The sequence below is a fragment of the Bartonella sp. B41 genome (assembly GCF_053795765.1).
Genome location: NZ_CP200037.1, coordinates 1327375 through 1348573, shown reverse-complemented (window position 1 = coordinate 1348573; position 21199 = coordinate 1327375). Strand labels below are relative to the sequence as shown.

At 37.8% G+C, this 21199-nt stretch carries 18 protein-coding genes; 8 read left to right on the top strand and 10 right to left on the bottom strand.

Translation table 11 applies throughout. From position 1 onward, the window contains the following. Positions 1-334 precede the first annotated feature (334 nt). Positions 335-922, bottom strand: coding sequence for a transglycosylase SLT domain-containing protein (locus tag V4P54_RS05905; protein ID WP_455477098.1), 588 nt, complete (start codon positions 920-922; stop codon positions 335-337). Positions 923-1096: 174 nt separating this feature from the next. Continuing rightward, entirely contained in the window at positions 1097-2275 is a 1179-nt protein-coding gene (locus V4P54_RS05900) for a DNA recombination protein RmuC (protein WP_455477097.1), read from the bottom strand. Between the two features lie 90 nt (positions 2276-2365). On the opposite strand from V4P54_RS05900, the gene def reads away from it, so the two are divergent. From def to truA, 3 genes are read left to right on the top strand one after another with little or no spacing between them, the layout of a single operon-like run. After that, positions 2366-2896, top strand: coding sequence for a peptide deformylase (gene def, locus V4P54_RS05895; RefSeq protein ID WP_455477096.1), 531 nt, complete (start codon positions 2366-2368; stop codon positions 2894-2896). After that, the gene (fmt, locus tag V4P54_RS05890) at positions 2896-3825 is read left to right on the top strand and encodes a methionyl-tRNA formyltransferase (protein ID WP_455477095.1); all 930 of its coding nucleotides are present in this window, start codon (positions 2896-2898) and stop codon (positions 3823-3825) included. The genes def and fmt overlap by 1 nt, the downstream gene beginning before the upstream one ends. 1 nt (position 3826) lies before the next feature. Beyond that, the gene (gene truA, locus V4P54_RS05885; RefSeq protein WP_455477094.1) at positions 3827-4582 is read left to right on the top strand and encodes a tRNA pseudouridine(38-40) synthase TruA; all 756 of its coding nucleotides are present in this window, start codon (positions 3827-3829) and stop codon (positions 4580-4582) included. A gap of 20 nt (positions 4583-4602) precedes the next feature. Here the strand turns inward: truA and V4P54_RS05880 are convergent, their stop codons facing one another. After that, on the bottom strand, positions 4603-5442 hold the full coding sequence (locus tag V4P54_RS05880) for an LOG family protein (protein WP_455477093.1): 840 nt from the start codon (positions 5440-5442) through the stop codon (positions 4603-4605). Positions 5443-5570: 128 nt separating this feature from the next. Between V4P54_RS05880 and dapD the strand changes: the two genes are divergently transcribed. After that, positions 5571-6419 carry a 2,3,4,5-tetrahydropyridine-2,6-dicarboxylate N-succinyltransferase gene (gene dapD, locus V4P54_RS05875; protein ID WP_455477092.1) on the top strand — a complete coding sequence of 283 codons (849 nt, stop codon included), beginning with the start codon at positions 5571-5573 and terminating at the stop codon, positions 6417-6419. Between the two features lie 66 nt (positions 6420-6485). On the opposite strand, the gene lepA is transcribed toward dapD, so the two are convergent. The 5 genes from lepA to dnaK form a co-directional block, all read right to left on the bottom strand. After that, positions 6486-8291, bottom strand: a complete 1806-nt coding sequence (lepA, locus tag V4P54_RS05870) for a translation elongation factor 4 (protein WP_455477091.1) — start codon at positions 8289-8291, stop codon at positions 6486-6488. A gap of 89 nt (positions 8292-8380) precedes the next feature. Beyond that, positions 8381-9283 (bottom strand): DMT family transporter, encoded by a 903-nt coding sequence (locus V4P54_RS05865; protein WP_455477090.1) that lies wholly within the window; start codon positions 9281-9283, stop codon positions 8381-8383. Positions 9284-9314: 31 nt separating this feature from the next. Then, positions 9315-10220 (bottom strand): acetylglutamate kinase, encoded by a 906-nt coding sequence (gene argB / locus V4P54_RS05860; protein ID WP_455477704.1) that lies wholly within the window; start codon positions 10218-10220, stop codon positions 9315-9317. Positions 10221-10674: 454 nt separating this feature from the next. Further along, positions 10675-11817 (bottom strand): molecular chaperone DnaJ, encoded by a 1143-nt coding sequence (dnaJ, locus tag V4P54_RS05855; RefSeq protein ID WP_455477089.1) that lies wholly within the window; start codon positions 11815-11817, stop codon positions 10675-10677. A 153-nt stretch (positions 11818-11970) separates the two neighbouring features. Next, entirely contained in the window at positions 11971-13860 is a 1890-nt protein-coding gene (gene dnaK / locus V4P54_RS05850; RefSeq protein ID WP_455477088.1) for a molecular chaperone DnaK, read from the bottom strand. 459 nt (positions 13861-14319) lie between these two features. Between dnaK and V4P54_RS05845 the strand changes: the two genes are divergently transcribed. The 4 genes from V4P54_RS05845 (at position 14320) to thpR (ending at position 19095) form a co-directional block, all read left to right on the top strand. Continuing rightward, complete coding sequence (locus V4P54_RS05845) at positions 14320-14874, top strand: copper chaperone PCu(A)C (RefSeq protein ID WP_455477087.1); 555 nt, start codon at positions 14320-14322, stop codon at positions 14872-14874. A 779-nt stretch (positions 14875-15653) separates the two neighbouring features. Further along, positions 15654-16376 (top strand): response regulator transcription factor, encoded by a 723-nt coding sequence (locus V4P54_RS05840; protein ID WP_455477086.1) that lies wholly within the window; start codon positions 15654-15656, stop codon positions 16374-16376. A gap of 38 nt (positions 16377-16414) precedes the next feature. Beyond that, positions 16415-18226 carry a stimulus-sensing domain-containing protein gene (locus tag V4P54_RS05835; protein WP_455477085.1) on the top strand — a complete coding sequence of 604 codons (1812 nt, stop codon included), beginning with the start codon at positions 16415-16417 and terminating at the stop codon, positions 18224-18226. A gap of 326 nt (positions 18227-18552) precedes the next feature. After that, the gene (thpR, locus tag V4P54_RS05830; RefSeq protein ID WP_455477084.1) at positions 18553-19095 is read left to right on the top strand and encodes an RNA 2',3'-cyclic phosphodiesterase; all 543 of its coding nucleotides are present in this window, start codon (positions 18553-18555) and stop codon (positions 19093-19095) included. Between the two features lie 110 nt (positions 19096-19205). On the opposite strand, the gene grpE is transcribed toward thpR, so the two are convergent. Further along, complete coding sequence (grpE, locus tag V4P54_RS05825; protein ID WP_455477083.1) at positions 19206-19862, bottom strand: nucleotide exchange factor GrpE; 657 nt, start codon at positions 19860-19862, stop codon at positions 19206-19208. 125 nt (positions 19863-19987) lie between these two features. Beyond that, positions 19988-21058 carry a heat-inducible transcriptional repressor HrcA gene (gene hrcA / locus V4P54_RS05820; protein ID WP_455477082.1) on the bottom strand — a complete coding sequence of 357 codons (1071 nt, stop codon included), beginning with the start codon at positions 21056-21058 and terminating at the stop codon, positions 19988-19990. Between the last annotated feature and the right edge of the window lie 141 nt (positions 21059-21199).

Sequence of the window (21199 nt, the reverse complement as noted above, 5' to 3'; positions counted from 1 at the left end):
AAGGGGAACTGAATCGTTAATACAAATCAAGTAGTTCCTACTCTTTCTCTTTAGTATTTTAACATTTTGTATGAAGGATTTTTTAGCTAATATTACTCTATGAATGCTTGTTGAGGAGAGGTATGTTGATTTTTTGATTCTCGTTAACTCTATATCCTCTCTTCGGGAGTGGATTTTGTTCAAAAATGCGTTACAGGAGATTCCTTCTGCCTATGTTAATTTTATTGCTGCGCACACAAAAATCGTGCTTGCCCATTTGAATTGGAGGAAGTTTTTCTGTCGCATACAATATGAAATTAACCCGATCCTGAATCAGGTATTTCTACCGCTCTTCTTAACGCCTCCCACATGCCTTTAATTGCTGTTCATAATCTCTTGATATTTTGGCCATACGCTGCGCTGCCTGTGCAATCGCCGGCGTCGTATATCCCTGACTGCGAGCATAAGCACCATGACCCATATGATAATTTAAATAAAGGCCGTATGCATCATCAAATCGAACACCATTTCGTTGAACACTTATACGATGATACCAAGCAACAAAATCAGCTGCATCAGCAAAATTAGTGCGACGCGCAAAAGACCTGCCTGTAGACTGGAGATACATTGCCCATGTACCATCAAGCGCTTGAGAATACCCATACGCTGTTGACCGGCGCTTCCACGGAATAAAACCAAGTAATTTTGTGCGAGAGGGACGAGCATTATGCCGAAAATTTGATTCCATACTAATAGTTGCAAGAATGATAGGCATAGGAATTCCGTAACGTATTTCTGCACTTTTAGATGCTTTTCGCCAATTATCAAAAAAACCATCTTTTTGAGCTAAAATGGCACAAGCATTATTTGTGTGTACGGGAGCAGTTGTTGCACACCCTCCTAGCAAAAACACCAATGCTCCTAAAAACAAAAGGTGTTGCATATTTTCTATTCCTTCCACTAAGAAATAAATGAGCTAAATCTATTTAAGATATTGTTTTTACTATAGTTTAATATTTTTTCTAACAAATTTAAGCTAATTACAATTTTTACTAATTTTACTAAAAAATCATTACCAATAAATGATTCCTAAACCTCTCATACTGAAAATCCTGCATTATTCCTCATCGGCCAGATGCAATGCCTTTGACTGAACAGGAGGTGTCATTTTCTCTGATGCAAAGTCATCTCTATCCAGATCAAAAGATTCAATTCTATTAGCTCTTTTTATAATTTTAGAAGATGATGTTAAGATTGCTTCAACATCCTCACCAACTTTGCAAAAATGCCTCTGCAAAGCACGGATGCGTGTATCCATTCGTCCAAAATCCTCCATCAGTTTTACCACTTCTGACTGAATAAGATGCGCTTGTTCACGCATTCGCGCATCCTTCATAATAGTCTGAACAACTTGAACAGATAACATTAATAAGGACGGTGATACAATAATAACATGCGCTCTATTGGCTTTTTGTACCAATGGTTCAAAATCTTCATAAATTGTTGCAAAAATAGATTCTGACGGTACAAAAAGAAAAGCAGTGTCATGGGTTTCTTTTGGAATCAAGTATTTTTGTGCAATATCGCGAATATGAACTTCCATATCTACGCGGAATTGACGTTCTGCTTCTTGTCGTTCTTGCGGTGACGACGCCTTACGTATCTCATTCCAAGATTCTAGAGGAAATTTAGCATCAACAACAAGAGATGGTGCTTTATTGGGCATATGAATAAGACAATCTGGTCTCTTTCCATTTGAGAGAGTCGCCTGAAAAACATAAGAATTAGCAGGTAAAGCATCAGAGATAATTGCTTCCATTCGCCCTTGACCAAACGTACCACGCGTCTGCTTATTACTCAAAATGGCCTGAAGCTGCACAACTTGTCCTGCGAGTGACTGAATATTATTTTGCGCCACATCGATTACTGCTAACCGTTCTTGTAAACGAGTTAAATTTTCATAAGTATATTTTGTTTGTACTTGAAGCGTTTGACCTAAATTTGTTGTCATTGCATTAAGTTGTTCACGAATAGACTGATTCAACTCAGCCTGTCTTTGACCAAAAATTTCAACTATCGCCTGCATACGGCCATGCATTTCAACTTGTGTTTTCAACAATGTTTCCATTTGCATTTGTGATTCACGAGCACGTTCAGCTACTTTACTTTCCAAAATTGCCTTTTTTCGATTAAAATAAATCAGCATAAAAAGTGCAAAACAGATAAGTAAAAAGAGGATAATCAGTTCAGAAAAACGATTACTCAAAAACATAAAAGAAAAAAGCGAATCAAACATGAGAAGTAATATAATGGCCTTCTTGTAAAAAAGCGCAAGAATACGCTATTCAATATTGACCAATGACAAACCATTTATTAATCTACGCTTATGTCAATTAAGCCTTTAGTTACTTTGCCTGATCCAATTTTACGAGAAGTATCTAAGCCAATCGAACTAATCGATTCGGCGATCAAAAAATTTGCTGACGATATGTTTGATACTATGTATGATGCTCGGGGAATTGGTCTAGCAGCCATTCAGGTTGGTATACCAATACGTATGTTAGTTATTGATATCCCTGAGGAAAATAGCCCTAGAAATCCACTTGTTGTTATAAATCCGGAAATTTTATGGATTTCAGATGAACCTGGTCTTTATAATGAGGGTTGTCTTTCTATTCCTGGATATTACGCACAAGTTGAACGTCCTAAGTGTCTTCGTATTCGTTATAGAAACTATGAAGGAGAGCAAAAAGAAATTGAAGCGGATAATCTTTTGGCTACTTGTTTGCAGCATGAAATTGACCATTTAAATGGACGCCTTTTTATTGATCATATTTCGAAAACTAAGCGTGATATGGTGATACGAAAATTTAAAAAACTTGCAAAAGAAAAAAACACACTGGAAAAAATTTTGTAATGACATTGCGGTTAAGTTTTATGGGAACATCTGATTTTTCTGTGCCCATTTTATATTCTTTGTTAGATGCCGGACATGATATTGTAGCAGTATATAGTCAACCTCCTCGCCCAGCTGGACGCCGTGGTCTTAAGATGGTTCCTTCGCCTGTTCATAATGCAGCGAAAAAAATGTCGATTCCTGTTTTTACTCCTCAAACTCTTAAAACGGCGAATGAACAAAACAACTTTGCAGAACTTTCCGTTGATGCCGCTATCGTTGTATCCTATGGATTGCTCTTACCGAAAGCTGTTCTTGAAACGCCACGTTTTGGTTGTTTTAATATTCATGCTTCATTATTACCACGCTGGCGTGGTGCTGCACCTATTCAGAGAGCAATTATGGCTGGTGACCAAAAAACAGGTGTAATGATCATAAAAATGGATGAAGGACTCGATACAGGACCGATTGCTTTATCCCGTTCTACACCCATCACTCAAAATACTACATTCCTTGAACTCTCCGATAAACTTTCACATATGGGAGCAGAACTCATCGTAACAGCTTTATCGGCTCTTGAAATAGGTCAACTCAATTTAATTCCACAATCACAAGAAGGCATTACTTATGCCTCAAAAATAAAAAAGGAAGAGACGAAGATTGATTGGACAAAATCAGCAGAATTTATTCATAGGCATATCTGTGCTCTTTCTCCTTTTCCAGGATGTTGGTGTGAAATGACTGTGGGTGGAACACGACAAAGAGTAAAAATTCTTGGAAGTCGATTGGTAGAAGGACTCTCCTTTAAAATTGGTCAAATAGAGCCAGATAATTTGATCATTCATTGTGGGCAAGGGCGTATTGAAATAACACATCTCCAAAGATCTGGCGGCAAAATTCTTGATAGTTCGACATTTTTGCGTGGATCTAATATTTCTGCTGTTTTTTGACATGCCTCGTTTTAAACTCACACTTGAATATGATGGTTCAAATTATTCTGGCTGGCAACGTCAAGAAAATTGCCGAACCATTCAGGAAGCTCTTGAACAAGCTATCTTTTGCTTTAGTGGACAACAACTAACCGTAACAACAGCTGGCCGAACTGATGCAGGTGTGCACGCTACAGGACAAGTTGTCCATGTTGATTTTGAAAAAAACTGGAATGCTTGTACAATACGTGATGCAATCAATTCTTATTTGAAACAGCAAAATGAAGATATTTCAATCTTGAATGCACAAAACGTTCCGGAAAATTTCCATGCACGCTTTTGTGCAATAAGACGTTACTACCTTTTTAAAATTCTCAATCGCCGTTCACCACCAGCTTTAGATGCTAGACGCGTGTGGTGGATACCAAAACCACTTGATACCGATGCCATGCATTACGCAGCTCAAAAACTCGTAGGACAGCATGATTTTACCACTTTTCGATCAATTCACTGCCAAGCTAAAAGCCCTATACGTACCCTTGAACGCTTAGACGTCCAAAGAAAAGGAGAAGAAATTCTTCTTTATGCAGAAGCTCGTTCCTTCCTTCATAATCAAATTCGCTCCTTCGTTGGCAGCCTCGTGAAAGTTGGTGCTGGACGTTGGACAGCTCAAGATCTTGAAATAGCTCTCCATGCTAAAGACCGTAAACACTGTGGTATGGTTGCACCCCCATCAGGACTATATTTGATAAAAGTCGATTATCAATCACCTCTTTAGAAGAATCTCTCTCAAAACCGTCAAGTAAGATTATAAAATGAACGAATTTCTTCAAAAGCTTCCGCCGCTGTACCAACAAATGTAATTAAAGTAAGATCAGAAGGAGAAATCATACCTTGTTTAGATAAATATTCAAAGTCGACAAACCTATTCCAAAATTCCTTACCAAACATTAAAATTGGAATTCTTTTCATTCGCTCTGTTTGTATTAAAGTTAATGCCTCAAATAACTCATCTAACGTACCAAACCCTCCAGGAAAAATAGCTAATGCCTTAGCACGCATTAAAAAGTGCATTTTACGCATCCCCAAATAATGAAAATTAAAACACAAGTGCGGAGTTATATAAGAGTTAGGGGATTGCTCATGAGGTAAAACGACATTCAAGCCGATCGTTGGTGCGCTAACATCATAAGCACCACGATTTCCAGCTTCCATTATCCCAGGCCCTCCTCCAGTAACAACGACAAATTCACGATACTCAGTAGTAGCAGAATAGCACGAACACAAACGTGCAAATTCTCTCGCTTCATCATAATAATGCGACATAGCATGTAAATTTTTCCTTTGTGTTTCATTTTTTACTGCCCACGCAGATTGACTTGATTCAGGGATACGAGCACTACCAAATAAAACAACTGTTGATTTAATATCACATTCTTTAAGTGCTATTTCTGGTTTTAAAAACTCAAAACCAATACGCTGTGAACGTAATTCTGGACGCATCAGAAAGTCTTGATCCGCGTAAGCTAAACGATAAGTGGGAGAACACATCTGTACTGTATCAGCGGTTTTGTGTACCTGTTGTATGGATTTTTCTGTACGGGGAAATGAGTGCAAACTCTTTTTTTCTTTCTTCATTTCTGCCTACAACCTTTCTCATGTACTGGTCTCGTTCCCCTAATGATCTTATTGACTGAGTATATTTCTTCGCATAGGTAATAGAAATAAATTTTAAAATTTTCAACTTTTTTAACGGAACTCTAGCCATGACTAATCTCATACAACTTGAAATGATTGTTGAAAAAGCATTCGAAAATCGTGATTCTATTGACACTGCAACAAAGGGAGAGATTCGTGACAGTGTTGAATACGCATTAAATCTTTTAGATAAAGGTGATATTCGTGTTGCTGAACGTAAAGAAAATGGCCAATGGCATGTAAATCAGTGGTTAAAAAAGGCTATTCTTCTTTCATTTCGGCTTAGCTCTATGCAGATAATTTCTGGTGGAGCTAACAAAACATATTGGTGGGATAAAATATCTTTAAAATTTTCCGACTGGCAGGAAGCTGATTTTAAAAAAGCTGATTTTCGTTCAATTCCTGGAGCGATTGTGCGCCATTCTGCCCATATTGCACCCAATGTTGTATTGATGCCTTCCTTTGTAAACCTTGGTGCCTTCATCGATGAAGGAACAATGGTTGATACATGGGCGACTGTTGGCTCTTGTGCGCAAATTGGCAAACATGTTCATCTTTCTGGTGGTGTTGGGATTGGCGGCGTTTTAGAACCATTGCAAGCAAATCCAACAATCATTGAAGATAATTGTTTTATAGGAGCACGTTCTGAAATCGTTGAAGGTTGTATTATTCGGAAGGGATCTGTTTTAGGCATGGGAGTTTTTATTGGAAAATCAACAAAAATCATTGATCGTACAACAGGCGAAATTTTTACTGGTGAAGTACCTGCTTATTCTGTCGTTGTATCTGGTTCACTCCCTGGAAAATCACTACCAAATGGTGAACAAGGACCAAATCTCTATTGCGCTGTCATTGTTAAACGCGTTGATAAAAAAACAAGGGAAAAAACATCCATTAATGATTTATTGCGCAACTAAACAAACTTTTTAACCATCTTATATGGAAATTAAAATGTTTAAAAATGGTAAGAAAGCATTTTTCCACTATTTGTCCATCTTAAGGGCTTGAATAAAGGCTGATTGTGGAATTTCTACCTTTCCAAATTGGCGCATTCGTTTTTTTCCTTCTTTTTGCTTTTCTAAGAGTTTACGCTTACGTGTAACATCACCTCCATAGCATTTTGCTGTGACATCTTTTCGCAAAGCACGAATTGTTTCGCGAGCAATAATCTTACCACCAATTGCTGCTTGTATTGGGATCTGAAACATATGTTGAGGAATGAGATCTTTTAATTTTTCACACATAGCACGTCCACGTCTTTCTGCAATGCTACGATGCACAAGCATAGACAATGCATCTATAACCTCACCATTCACCAAAATAGACATTTTAACCAAATCACCCTCAGAATATTCAGTCATCTGATAATCGAAGGAAGCATACCCTTTAGAAATTGATTTTAAACGGTCATAAAAGTCGAAAACTACTTCATTCAAGGGCAAATCATAAATCACCATAGCACGCGTCCCAACATAGGACAAACCAGCCTGTATACCACGCCGTTCTTGGCAAAGTTCTAAAATAGATCCAAGATAAGCATCAGGTGTCATAATTGTTGCTCGAATCCATGGTTCTTCAACAGAAGAAATTTTAACAAGATCAGGCATATCTGCTGGGTTATGCAATTCTTTAACAGAACCGTCATTCATATTCATTCGATAAACGACGGAAGGAACTGTTGCTATTAGATCTAAATTAAATTCACGTTCCAATCTCTCTTGAATTATTTCAAGATGAAGAAGCCCTAAAAATCCACAACGAAAACCGAACCCTAAAGCAGCTGATGTTTCCATTTCAAAAGAAAAACTTGCATCATTTAAACGCAATTTTCCCATGGATGTACGTAAATCTTCAAAATCGGCTGCATCAACCGGAAAAAGACCGCAAAAAACAACCGGTTGAGCAGATTTAAAACCAGATAATGCCTCTCCACAAGAGCGGCGCTCTTCAGTAATGGTATCACCAACCCGTGTATCAGCAACTTCCTTTATAGAGGCTGTTATAAAACCAATTTCCCCTGGCCCTAATTCATCTACCTGAACCATTTTGGGAGTAAATACCCCAACTCTTTCAACTAGATATTTCGCCCCTGTACCCATCATCCTAATAACTTGGCCTTTTTTTAATATGCCATCAATTACCCGCACCAGAACAATAACACCAAGATAAGCATCATACCAACTATCAACAAGCAATGCCTTTAAAGGTTTCGTAATATCGCCATCATGAGGAGGAGGCAATTGCATAACAATTGCCTCTAAAACATCAGAGATCCCCAAACCAGTTTTTGCCGATATTTCCACCGCTTGAGACGCATCAATCCCTATCACATCTTCAATTTGCTCTTTAACTCGCTCAGGCTCTGCTGCTGGAAGATCAACCTTGTTGAGAACAACAACCAACTCATGAAAATTATCAATGGCTTGATAAACATTTGCCAATGTTTGTGCTTCTACCCCTTGACTGGCATCTACAACTAGTAGAGATCCCTCACAAGCTGCTAATGAACGCGACACTTCGTAAGCAAAATCAACATGACCAGGCGTATCAATAAGATTCAATATATAAGTTTTGCCGTTTTTTGCTTTGTAACATAAACGCACTGTTTGCGCTTTAATGGTAATTCCACGCTCACGCTCAATATCCATAGAATCCAGAACTTGTTCTTTCATCTCTCGTTTTTCAAGACCACCAGTTATCTGAATTAAACGGTCAGCCAAAGTCGACTTCCCATGATCAATATGAGCTACAATGGAAAAATTACGTATATAATTGCGATCTATAGTCATACAGGGCGATTTAGCAAAGAATAGCACAAAACGCAAAGACCAATTATGTACTTTTAAAAAACCTCTTTAAAAATAAATTAACAATTTTTTTAAATTGCTTTATCTTTCTTACGCCATTGTGAAGGTTGTAATTCAGACACTATAATTCCAATCAAGATAAGCCCTCCACCCAATAAAGCCAAAGAAGATAAATGCTCACCAGCTAAACGACCAACAATGCCAGCCCATACAGGCTCACCCGCATAAATAAGCGTCGCACGAGTAGGTGAAATAGATTTTTGTGCCCAATTCATTGCCAATTGAATTACTGCACTCATCAATGCCAACCCTACACCAATATTCAGCCAAATCCATGAAAATGCAGGTATGCTTTCCCCTACCAAAGGCATACAACCAAATGAGAAAAGACCTGCAAAAAATAACTGTACAACCGTAACACGATAACTATTAACCTTTTTTGCAAAAAGCCCAATAAGAATAATTTCCACAGCAATCGCTAAAGCACCCAACAAAGTGAGAATTTCACCTTTTGAAAAATAAATGCCCTGCACTCCATGTCCTGAAATTAAAATAAGCCCAATAAAAGCAAAAATAATCCCGCACCAACTAGTTAAATGAGGTGGTTTTTTAAAAATAATCCATTGTAATATTGGAACAATTGGCACATAAAGCGCTGTAATAAAAGCAGACTGACTACTAATAATAGTCTGAAGCCCCCACGCCTGCAATGCATAGCCAAGAAACATTCCAGCACCAATGGTCATGCCAGCAAAAATTTCATAAAAGGTTAACCCCTTCAAAGAGCGCCAAAAAATTGTCCCACATATCAACGATGCAACAATAAAACGAAACCCTACAAAAAAGAAAGGGCCACTATAACACATTGCAATATGGATAACTAAAAACGTAATCCCCCAAAGTATTGTCGCAGAAAATAATGCCAACTCTTGTCGGCTGAGCGGGGAGCACTTAAATTTTTTTATCCCAGCCATAAAAGCTTCATCCCTCAACTTTTTGTACATTTCAGGAAACGATTAGCGTTCCAGCCCCATGTTCAGTGAACAATTCAAGCAAAACAGAATGGGGTGTTTTACCATTCAAGATAACCACACCTTCTACACCATTTCGAAGAGCATCAATACACGTTTCTACCTTTGGAATCATACCCTCTGAAATTGTTCCATTTTTGATAAGGATTTCAGCTTCAGCAATCGTTAATTCTTTCGCAACTTTACCTTCTTTATTCAACACCCCTGGCACATTAGTTAAAAATAAAAGGCGTTTTGCTTTTAGAGCACCCGCAATAGCTCCAGCAAAAACATCAGCATTGATATTATAGGTTTTACCATCACGACCTGGAGCAACAGGAGCGAGAACTGGAATCATTTCAGAACATGCTAAAAGATCTAATAGTGTTCGATCAATCTCAACAGGTTCGCCTACAAATCCTAAATCTAAAACACGTTCAATATGTGAATCAGGATCAACAACAGTTTTGTAAGCCTTTTTAGCAAAAACCATGTTGCCATCCTTGCCACATAATCCTATTGCCCATTCACCTTCAGCATTGATGAGTGCAACAATTTCTTTATTTATAGATCCTGCCAAAACCATTTCAACGACTTCGACAATTCGTTCATCTGTAACGCGTAAACCATTTTCAAACCGTGACTCGATCCCCATTTTCATTAAAATTTCAGCAATTTGAGGCCCTCCACCATGAACAACAACAGGATTAATGCCCGATTGTTTCAATAAAGCAATATCACGCGCAAATGCCCGACCTAAATTAGGATCACCCATGGCATGACCGCCATATTTTACAACGACTGTCTCGTTTTCATATTTTTGCATATAAGGTAAAGCAGAGGATAAAAATGCAGCTTGTTTTTCAAAAACATCCGCAGAAGCCTTCCCAATATCATCCATCAAAAGAACCTCCTTATCATTTATCATCATCTTTTAATGAAATTTAGGCAAAGATAAAACAAGTTTACTCTGCTCATTTTATTGAAAATAATCAAATTTTTTAAAATTATGGACAACAAAATCGTGATATAAAACAGTATGATTTTCTCAAAAATATTAATAATTAAAATATGTTAAGTACAATAAGAATACATAATATTATTGTTTTATGACTTTATACATAGAATTTAGCAGCAAAACTCAAAAACTTTTCAAAATGAAATTACCTATCTTACTATTAACATAGACATCTGAAGCACTACAATTCCTTATGAACCGTAAAATTAAAAATCTAATTGGAAACAAATACCCTAGTTCTTAAGCAAAAATACCAACCATTTCTACTTCAATAACTTAAATGAAGTAGAAATTGCATAAAATAATCTGTTAAATATACCTTGCTTGCGTTTATTCATTAACGCTGACCAGAAATATTCTCAAAAAACTCTTTCATACGTGAAAAAAACCCGTGTGACTGCGGTGAATTTTCGTGATTCGAAAGTTCTTCGAATTTTTGTAGCAATTCTCGTTGTTCTTTTGTCAACTTCTGTGGCGTTTCAATCGTTATATGAATATATAGATCACCCCTTGCTTGTTGGCGCAACATGGGCATTCCTTTTCCCTTAAGGCGAAACTGACGACCATTTTGTGTACCTTCTGGAACTTTAACACGTGCTTTGATACCATCAAGATCGGAAACCTCAAATTCGCCTCCCAAAGTAGCTGTAATCATTGAAATAGGAACACGGCAGTGAAGATCTGCACCATCTCTTTGAAAAAATTCGTGTGGCTTAATGGAAAGAAAAATATAAAGATCGCCATTTGGGCCACCACAAATTCCAGCATCTCCCTCTCCAGAAAGACGAACACGCATACCGTCCTCAATACCAGCCGGAATATTTACGCTTAGTGAACGATTTTTTTCAACCCGTCTTGCTCCACGACACTTGGTACACGGATCCATAATTGTTTCACCACGTCCATGACATGCAGGACATGTTCGCTCAATAGAAAAGAAGCCTTGTGCAGCCCGTACACGACCAGACCCACGACAAGTTCCACAAATTTGTGGTTTTGATCCCTTTTTCGCACCAGATCCCTCACAAAGATCACAAATAACAGAACTTGGAATATTGATTTCCGCGGTTTTTCCCAAAAACGCCTCTTCCAAAGATATTTCCATATTGTGGCTCAGATCTGCACCACGTTCACGGCCATCGCTACGCTTTCTGTGCCCACCTCCCATAAATTCACCGAAAAAATCTTCAAAAATATCGGAGAACCCACTGCCAGCAGCAAACCCACTAAATGGATTTGCTCCCTCTCGACCATTATTTTCAAAAGCTGCGTGTCCAAAGCGATCGTAAGCAGCACGCTTTTGAGGATCTTTTAAAACTTCATATGCTTCACCAATTTCTTTAAATTTCCGCTCTGCTTCTTTATCCCCTGCATTACGATCAGGGTGATATTGCATCGCCAATTTACGAAAAGCAGACTTTAGCTTCTTATCGTCACATCCACGGGACACGCCAAGAATTTCATAATAATCCATCTTCATCATGTATTCCTGATAAATCTTTGTTATCCATTTCAGGATAACATTTATTTGCAATTCACACTCTTAGCAATATCGCTATAATTGCTCCCAAATGACAAACCCCAGCCTCAATCATAAAGGCTGGGTTTACCAACTAATTAATACATTTTCACACTATTTTTTCCTGTCACTCACTTCTTCAAAATCAGCATCAACAACATCATCATCTTTTGTCTCAGCTTCAGTGTTGGCCGTTGCTGTTTGAGCTTCATACATGGCCTGCCCAAGTTTCATGCTGACTTCTGCTAACTTTTGCATCTTTGTCGTTAATTCGTCTGTATCAGTACCCTCAAGTGCAGACTTCAAATCAGATATTGCAATTTCAATCTGTTTCTTATCTTCAGCTGATACCTTATCACCATATTCAGCTAACGATTTTTCAGTTGAATGAACAAGAGATTCTGCTTGATTTCTAGCCTCAACACCTTCACGGCGCTTTTTATCCTCAGCCGCATGCTTTTCTGCATCCTGAACCATCTTTTCAATGTCAGCGTCGCTCAAACCACCCGATGCTTGAATACGAATTTGATGCTCTTTACCAGTTCCTTTATCTTTAGCTGAAACATTTACAATACCATTCGCATCAATATCAAAAGTAACCTCAATTTGAGGCACACCTCGCGGCGCTGGTGGAATGCCAACAAGATCAAATTGAGCAAGTAATTTATTGTCATTAGCCATTTCGCGTTCACCTTGGAAAACACGAATAGTCACAGCATTTTGATTATCATCAGCCGTTGAAAAAACTTGTGATTTTTTAGTTGGAATAGTAGTATTGCGTTCAATAAGACGTGTGAAAACTCCACCCAAAGTTTCGATTCCTAAAGATAAAGGTGTTACATCTAGGAGCAAGACATCTTTTACATCACCTTGCAATACCCCTCCCTGAATGGCAGCTCCCATTGCCACTACTTCATCAGGATTAACACCTTTATGTGGATCTTTGCCAAAGAAACTCTGAACTACCTCTTGAATCTTTGGCATCCGAGTCATACCGCCGACTAAAACAACTTCATCAATCTCACCTGCACTTAACCCTGCATCTTTTAGCGCAGCCTTACAAGGATCGATGGTACGCTGAACCAAATCATCAACTAAAGATTCAAATTTCGCCCGAGTCAATTTCATCGTTAAGTGTTTCGGCCCAGACTGATCTGCTGTTATAAATGGCAAATTGATTTCCGTTTGCTGTGAAGAAGAAAGTTCAATCTTTGCTTTTTCTGCAGCTTCTTTCAAGCGTTGCAAAGCAAGCTTATCATTTTTTAGATCAATTCCTTGCTCTTTCTTAAATTCATCAGCAAAATAACTGACTAAGCGCATATCAAAGTCTTCACCACCTAAAAAGGTATCACCATTTGTCGACTTAACTTCAAAAACCCCATCCCCAATTTCAAGAACAGAAATATCGAATGTACCACCGCCTAAATCATAAACAGCAATGGTTTTTCCTCCTTTTTTATCCAAACCATAGGCTAAAGCAGCTGCTGTTGGTTCATTGATGATTCGCAAAACCTCAAGACCAGCAATTTTACCAGCATCTTTAGTAGCCTGACGTTGCGCATCATTAAAATAAGCGGGAACAGTAATAACTGCCTGCTCAACCTTTTCACCGAGATAAGACTCGGCAGTTTCTTTCATTTTCTGTAAAATCATAGCTGAAATTTGTGATGGAGAATATTTTTTACCACCTTCTTCAACCCACGCATCACCATTATCACCTTTAACAATTTTGTAAGGAACAAGCGCTTTATCTTTTTCAACCATGGGATCATCAAATCGACGCCCAATCAAACGTTTGACTGCAAAAACCGTCCCTTCAGGATTCGTAACTGCCTGTCTTTTAGCAGGTTGCCCAACAAGCCGCTCACCCCCATCAGTAAAGGCAATAACAGAAGGCGTTGTCCTCGCTCCTTCTGAATTTTCGATGACCTTGGCATTTTTGCCATCCATAACAGCGACACACGAGTTAGTCGTCCCTAAATCAATACCAATTACCTTTGCCATATTATAATCTCCATTCAGCAAGCTGCCTCAATCTTCATAAAGCATCTTTCTAAGACAGCTCCTTATCACACTCAAAGCCCGTAATTTCAATTACACAAACAATAAACTGAGAATCACAATTAAGCTTCGTTGTTTGGTATATAAGAATAGGCTCTGATCCCTACAAGAGAATAATGAGAGAAACATTTCGAAAATAAAATTTTTCTTTAAAAATAAACATTACACTTGTGCATAAACTGAATATGCAGATATAATAGAATTGCGTTTTTTAACTTTCAAAATACTTAGGTGCGTCGTTATTTCAGAGCTGACCTCACTTTCCAAGAACAAATATACAATCTATCTCTGGCTCCACACTCAGAAATGTAATCTAGCAATTCTCTATTTTATTTTAAATAAAAACTCTGTTAAGAATAATGAAGAGGATTCTATTGAATCTAATTCAAGGAGGAGGAATAAATGATGACATTTATCGCTCAAAAAATAAAAGATTTTATGTACAAAAATCTTTCTTACAAGCAAGATCCGTTTAAAAAAATTATCTCAAACAGTGTTCGAGCTCTTATTTTTGTTTTCATAACTCTGCCTGCAACCGCTCATCAGTATCAACTTGGAGGCATAGAAATCATTCATCCTTGGACGCGCGCGACACCCAACGGTATAAAGGTTGGAAGTGGTTATCTTTATATTATTAATCACGGAAATACTCCAGATCGCTTAGTTGCCGTTTCGGTGGACGGGGTACAAGCAGCAGAGATCCATTCCATGACAGTTGTTAACAACATTATGCAAATGGAAAAAATGCAAAACGGCATCGAAATTCCAGGGAATGGTGAAATTACACTTAAGCCAGGTGGTGATCACATTATGTTTATGGGACTTTCACAACCGTTTAAAGCAGGTGATACAATAAACGCAAAATTAACATTCGAAAAGGCTGGAACAATTGATGTTGGCTTCTATGTAAATGCTGCCAAGACAGCGCCACCTTCTAAGTTAATTCCTTCTCAATAAAACCCCTTTATCATTATTCAAGCTTGACGCAAGAGAAGTGTGAGCTAGATCCTTGCGCTTTTTGTTTTGGTTTGTAGACAATACCGTAAAATTATCTTTATGTTAGGTCAATATTGGTAAATTTTACGATGCTATTTATAGCTTCGAAAATGAATACGCTTTTATCATTTTTCATTCTTCTCTTTAATTATAAACCTCTCCAATAATTTTTCAAAAATCATTCTCTTAAATATTCTTTCGTCTTGAGCACCAGTGTATCAAAATGATCCTACTATTTTCATCACCTTAATATATGTGCAGAAATTGAAAATTATTAAAATGAATCTTTAAAATTTTCTTTATTCGATTCAAAACTTGTTCAATATCAAGCTCTTCTCTAATAATTTTGATAAAAATAAACTACTATTATGATCTTATCTTATGCATAATAAATACATTCTGTGCGATATATTGCCATATTATTTTTTGCTCTTAAAATGAATAAGCGAGTCTTTAAAATTATCAATGATCAAAAATAAATCTTTTCATATCCTAGACATAACCAACAATAACCGTTGTAAAAATGTCTCAATAAAATTTTGTTCTAATCGAAGGGATCTTAATGCACACAAAAGCATTAATTATAGAATTGCAAAAACAAAATAGCTTTTATTATGAAGACGAAAGGGTTTTTACTCAGCTACAATTTGTATCATATTTGTTTTGCAAAAAAAATGTGAACTCCCATATAAATAGCGTAGGCGATTTGCTGCCACGGCAATAGAAAGGTCTAAGAAGCCATGAAGGATAATCCAACAATCACCCAAACGATTGTACTTGTTGATGATGACCGCAATATTTTGACATCCCTATCCTTTGCTCTCGAAACAGAAGGATATCGGGTAGAAAGCTACACAGATGGAGCATCTGCATTAAAAGGCTTAACGTTACATCCCCCGCATTTAGCTATTTTTGATATTAAAATGCCCCGAATGGATGGTATGGAGCTTTTGCGTCGATTGCGTCAAAAATCAGATATTCCAGTTATTTTTCTCACCTCTAAGGATGATGAAATTGATGAATTATTCGGCCTCAAAATGGGAGCTGACGATTTTATTACAAAACCTTTCTCTCAACGTCTCCTAATTGAGAGGGTAAAAGCTATTCTGCGTCGTTCAAATGCTCGGAACCAACCACTCGCAGCAGGAACTTCACCGGCTTCTTCTCTTAAGCGTGGAGATCTCGTAATAGATCAAGAACGCCACACCTGTACATGGAAAGACAAACCTGTTATCTTAACCGTCACAGAATTTTTGATTCTTCAAACTTTAGCGCAACGGCCAGGCGTAGTGAAAAGTCGTGATGCTTTGATGGATGCTGCTTATAGCGATCAGGTCTACGTAGATGATCGTACCATTGATAGTCACATTAAGCGTCTGCGTAAAAAGTTTAAACAAGTGGATGACGATTTTGCAATGATTGAAACACTCTACGGTGTAGGCTATCGTTTTCATGAGGTGTAAAATTATTTGTCGAAAAAATTTGAACAGCAATCAAATCTATGACGGAAAATACCCAACTGGAGGATCTACGAAAAAAAGCACCAAATACCATTACTTCGTCATGGTTTTCTGTGCTTGTTAGTTTGCATATTCGAGCGCGACGTTTATTTAGACAGTTATTTTTCTCTAGCCTTACACGCCGCATTGTTATCTTAAATCTTGCCGCCCTCGGTGTTTTGGTTACGGGAATTTTATACCTTAATCAATTTCGTGATGGTTTGATCGAAGCAAAAATTGAAAGTCTGTGTATCCAAGGGAAAATTATCGCTGGAGCCATTGCAGCCTCTGCAACAGTGGATACAAATTCTATTCTCATTGATCCCCAAAAACTTTTGGAGCTGCAAACTGGAGAAAGTATTACACCTGCACCTCAATCAACAGATTCTTGGGATTTTCCCATTAATCCTGAACAAGTTGCCCCACTATTACGTCGCCTTATTACACCAAAAACAACGAGAGCACGCATCTATGATCGTGATGCAACCTTGCTTCTTGATTCCCGTGTTCTGTATTCTAGCGGAGAAGTTTTCAGCTATGATTTGCCTCCCATTAAAATTGAACAAAGCTTATGGAAACGTCTCTATTCCTGGTTCTCAAACGTACTCTACGGAAGCGGTCTTACTATTGATAGAGAGCAAGCAAAAAGCAGTGGCATTGCTCATTCAGAAGTTTACAGGGCGTTAAATGGATTCCCAGCTACAGCTAGACGACGCAATAGACAAGGTCAATTAATAGTTTCTGTTGCGGTTCCTGTTCAACGTTATCGTGCAGTAGTTGGCGCTCTTCTTCTTTCAACAACGGGTTCAGACATTGATAATATCGTGAAGGGAGAGAGACTTGTTATTTTTAAAGTCTTTGCAGTTGTTGGTACTGTGCTTTTGGTACTTTCTTTATTTTTAGCTCACACGATTGCCCATCCACTAAGCAAATTGTCTGCCTCCGCTGACCGCGTGCGCCACGGCAACAACAAGCGCGTAGAAATTCCTGATTTTTCAATGCGTGAAGATGAAATTGGACATCTTTCAACCTCTATTCGTGATATGACAAATGCCCTTTACATGCGTATTGAAGCCATCGAGCGCTTTGCAGCTGATGTAAGCCATGAATTAAAAAATCCCCTAACTTCGTTGCGTAGTGCTGTTGAAACTCTCCCACTAACTAAGAATGAAGAAGCACAAACACAATTATTTAAAATTATTCAGCACGATGTGCGCCGTCTTGACCGTTTAATTACTGATATTTCTGATGCTTCACGATTAGATGCAGAATTTGCTCGTGAAACGGCTCAAATTGTTGATATGAAAATACTTTTGGAAAGTCTTGTCCATGCTGTTCGTGAAGTATACCGTAACACAAAAACCGTTAATATCAGCCTGAATATTAGGCCGCGTCCTAATGGAAAAGACTATCTTGTGTTAGGTCATGAACTCCGTTTGGGTCAAGTAATTTCCAATCTTATTGAAAATGCCCGCTCATTTGCTCCTAAGGATAATGGTCAAATTTACATAACTATGAAAAGCAATCCATCAACCCTCACTCTCATTATTGAAGACAATGGCCCTGGTATTCGTTCAGAAAACATTGAACGCATCTTTGAACGATTCTATACAGATCGACCAAATGAAGATGCATTTGGACAAAATTCAGGGCTTGGTCTTTCTATTAGCAGACAAATCATTGAAGCTCACAATGGAATAATTACAGCTGAAAATGTTGCTGATTCTACAATTAAAAATAGCAAAACTGGCGCGCGCTTTATTATTACACTTCCTTTCGCTCAAAATTTCTCCAACCAAAAGAAAAAAACATGATTATAAAATACAAAATATTATCATTCACCTTTATGAAATAAAGAAATGAGAAATATATCCTTTACTCTTGTTGAACTCGTAGCTGTTTACAGTGAAGCATGTAAAGATTTTATACATTTTTACAATTGCATGCGTGAAAACACAGCAAATTTTTAAACTACAATTATCTTTATTAAGTGATAATTTCGTTTTAAATTATGGTCAGCCATTTCTTAGCCATTTTTTGTTTATAGTGCTTTGTTGTGTTGTTGTTTTTCCCTTAGTAAAGCAGTAAAATGAATATGGTGCACCTCTGGGAATGTCCTAATCAATGATAAGGAGGTATCATGCCGCGCCTATTTAGTGCTCTCCAAATTCCTCAAAAAACAACAGAAGAAATTATCTCACTGCAAAACGGTCTGCCAAAAGCCAGATGGATTAATCCGAAAAATTTTCACATAACTCTGTCTTTTTTTGGTGAAGTTGATAATTGCATAAAAAATGAACTTATTCGTACCTTTGATACAATAAAACTTCCTAATTTTGTATTGCAGACAAATGGTTTCAAAATTTTTGATTCTGAAGATATTCCTCCTCATTCTGTTGTTATCCGTATTAAGCCATGTAAAACTCTTGACCTTTTACATGAACAGATGCAGCATGTCGGGAAGAATTTAGGACTAACTGTCGATGCAAGGCAATTTTCTCCACACATCACCATGGGACGATTGCTTGACGTTACGCCCGAGGATCTTTCTTTTTATTTGTCTTCTCGGGGCAGTTTTTCATTCCCTCCTTTTGAAATTGACCATTTTGTCCTATTTTCATCTCCAGATTCCACAGGTAAGGATCTTTATGTCGTACAGGGAAGTTGGGAACTTCAAAAATAAAGTAGGTGTTAGAACAACCTTAAAGATTTCTTCCGTCTCAATTTTTTAAAAGCATGAAACTAAAAAATACCATAGTTTCATGCTGTGATATAAAGCTGTTTTTGGCGAATTTACTCTGTGTCAGCTTCAATGGATGTTTCTTTTGTTCCACCTTTTGAAACACCAACTATCGCAGGACGGAGAACACGTTCTCCTATGATATAACCAGCCTGAACAACTTGCTGAACAGTGTTCTCTGGAACGTCTGAATTTGGAATCTCAAACATTGCTTGGTGAAAATGAGGATCAAATTTTTTTCCTTCTGGATAAATTTTTTTCACACCGTGACGTTCTAATGCTGCTATCATCGCACGTTCAGTCATTTCAACACCCTCAGCTAAAGCTTTTAAACCAGCATCACTCTCCCTCGCACCTTCTGGAATAGCGTCCAATGCACGATTCAAGTTATCAGAGACGGATAACATATCGCGCGCAAAATTAGCAATTGAATAAGCTCTCGCATCAGCCACATCACGCGCAGTACGACGCCGAAGGTTTTCCATATCTGCAGCAAGACGTAAAAGTTGATCTTTTAATTCTTTATTTTCATCCTGTAAAACAACTAAAGGATCCATAAATACATTTTCTTCTCCAATTTCTGTACAAGACTCCGCTTCACGCACTTCTAAAAATTCATCGGTAGCCTGTTTAGATGCATCGCGATCTGGATTTTTTGAATCGCAATTTTCAAATGAAGCGTCAGCAAATTTGTTTTTTTCATCAGACATAAAAACTCCATTCCTTCATAAGATTTGTTATTATCGATATCGAAATTTTATAGAAAAAAATCAAGGGGTATTTGCACATCTTAACAACGGATATCCTGATAATAAAAATTTTCTTTTTACAACAATTAGCGCAATAACTGCGACACAAGTTGAGCTGTATAATCCACCATAGGTACAATTCTTGCATAGTTAAGGCGTGTAGGACCAATAACTCCTAAAGCACCGATAATTCTTTGCTGTGAATCACAATAAGGTGCTACCACCAAAGAAGAACCAGAAAGTGAGAATAGCTTATTTTCCGAGCCAATAAAAATACGAACCCCTGAACCTGCATCTGCCAAATCAAGTAATTGCGCCATACTTTCACGCGTCTCCAAATCATCAAATAAATGCCGCAAACGCTCTAAATCTTCTTCTGCCTTTACATCTTCAAGCAAATTACTTCTACCACGAACAATGAGATGTATTTTATTATCCGCATCTTCTCCTCCCCAAAGGGCTAACCCAGTTTCAACGAGATGATGAGACAAATGATCAAGAGCAGCTCGCGTCTCTGAGCATAAACGCGCAATTTCTTCTTTAGCTTCGCTCAATGTAAGCCCTTGAATATGAGCATTAAGAAAATTCGTTGCCTCCGTTAATTGTGCGTGAGTAATACCTTCCGGTAAATGAACAATACGATTTTCAACTTCACCTTGTTGAGTCACTAAAACTGCAAGAGCATGTTCCCTGTCAAGACGCACGAATTCAATATGTTTCAATATTCCTTCATGTTTTGTTGCCAAAACCAATCCTGCTCCACGTGAAAGATCTGAAAGAACTTGGCTCGCTTGAATAAGAAATTTTTCTACTGATTGCGCATGACCAGCCTCTTTTACGTGAGTTTCAATGCTTTCACGCTCCTTGGCTGGCAAATCCCCCACTTCCATAAATGCATCAACAAAAAATCGTAACCCTGATTGCGTCGGCATCCGACCTGCGGATATATGAGGTGCATAAATCAAACCAAGGTGCTCAAGATCACTCATAACATTGCGAATCGTTGCAGGCGACAATGTTTGTTGTAAAAGCCGTGAAAGATTCCGTGAACCCACAGGCTCACCATCATTAAGATAGGCCTCAACGATATGGCGAAAAATATCGCGCGAACGCTCATCAAGACACTTTAGTTCATCATCAATAAATTTGTGCTTCATAGAAATTATTTCACTACTTCAAAAACACTTTCTTCTTATATAAATCTTGCAAAGGTTTGGTCAAACAATCTAAAGCAGTGTCAAAAAGTATCGCAATATTTAGCACAAAAAATACTATCGTCAAAAAAAAAGTACTCTGGT

What these genes read in the sequence shown, in the direction of transcription:
- V4P54_RS05905 (WP_455477098.1), bottom strand. Translation starts at nt 922, where the DNA reads ATGCAACACCTTTTGTTTTTAGGAGCATTGGTGTTTTTGCTAGGAGGG.
- V4P54_RS05900 (WP_455477097.1), bottom strand. Translation starts at nt 2,275, where the DNA reads ATGTTTGATTCGCTTTTTTCTTTTATGTTTTTGAGTAATCGTTTTTCT.
- def (WP_455477096.1), top strand. Translation starts at nt 2,366, where the DNA reads ATGTCAATTAAGCCTTTAGTTACTTTGCCTGATCCAATTTTACGAGAA.
- fmt (WP_455477095.1), top strand. Translation starts at nt 2,896, where the DNA reads ATGACATTGCGGTTAAGTTTTATGGGAACATCTGATTTTTCTGTGCCC.
- truA (WP_455477094.1), top strand. Translation starts at nt 3,827, where the DNA reads ATGCCTCGTTTTAAACTCACACTTGAATATGATGGTTCAAATTATTCT.
- V4P54_RS05880 (WP_455477093.1), bottom strand. Translation starts at nt 5,442, where the DNA reads ATGAAGAAAGAAAAAAAGAGTTTGCACTCATTTCCCCGTACAGAAAAA.
- dapD (WP_455477092.1), top strand. Translation starts at nt 5,571, where the DNA reads ATGACTAATCTCATACAACTTGAAATGATTGTTGAAAAAGCATTCGAA.
- lepA (WP_455477091.1), bottom strand. Translation starts at nt 8,291, where the DNA reads ATGACTATAGATCGCAATTATATACGTAATTTTTCCATTGTAGCTCAT.
- V4P54_RS05865 (WP_455477090.1), bottom strand. Translation starts at nt 9,283, where the DNA reads ATGGCTGGGATAAAAAAATTTAAGTGCTCCCCGCTCAGCCGACAAGAG.
- argB (WP_455477704.1), bottom strand. Translation starts at nt 10,220, where the DNA reads ATGGATGATATTGGGAAGGCTTCTGCGGATGTTTTTGAAAAACAAGCT.
- dnaJ (WP_455477089.1), bottom strand. Translation starts at nt 11,817, where the DNA reads ATGAAGATGGATTATTATGAAATTCTTGGCGTGTCCCGTGGATGTGAC.
- dnaK (WP_455477088.1), bottom strand. Translation starts at nt 13,860, where the DNA reads ATGGCAAAGGTAATTGGTATTGATTTAGGGACGACTAACTCGTGTGTC.
- V4P54_RS05845 (WP_455477087.1), top strand. Translation starts at nt 14,320, where the DNA reads ATGATGACATTTATCGCTCAAAAAATAAAAGATTTTATGTACAAAAAT.
- V4P54_RS05840 (WP_455477086.1), top strand. Translation starts at nt 15,654, where the DNA reads ATGAAGGATAATCCAACAATCACCCAAACGATTGTACTTGTTGATGAT.
- V4P54_RS05835 (WP_455477085.1), top strand. Translation starts at nt 16,415, where the DNA reads ATGACGGAAAATACCCAACTGGAGGATCTACGAAAAAAAGCACCAAAT.
- thpR (WP_455477084.1), top strand. Translation starts at nt 18,553, where the DNA reads ATGCCGCGCCTATTTAGTGCTCTCCAAATTCCTCAAAAAACAACAGAA.
- grpE (WP_455477083.1), bottom strand. Translation starts at nt 19,862, where the DNA reads ATGTCTGATGAAAAAAACAAATTTGCTGACGCTTCATTTGAAAATTGC.
- hrcA (WP_455477082.1), bottom strand. Translation starts at nt 21,058, where the DNA reads ATGAAGCACAAATTTATTGATGATGAACTAAAGTGTCTTGATGAGCGT.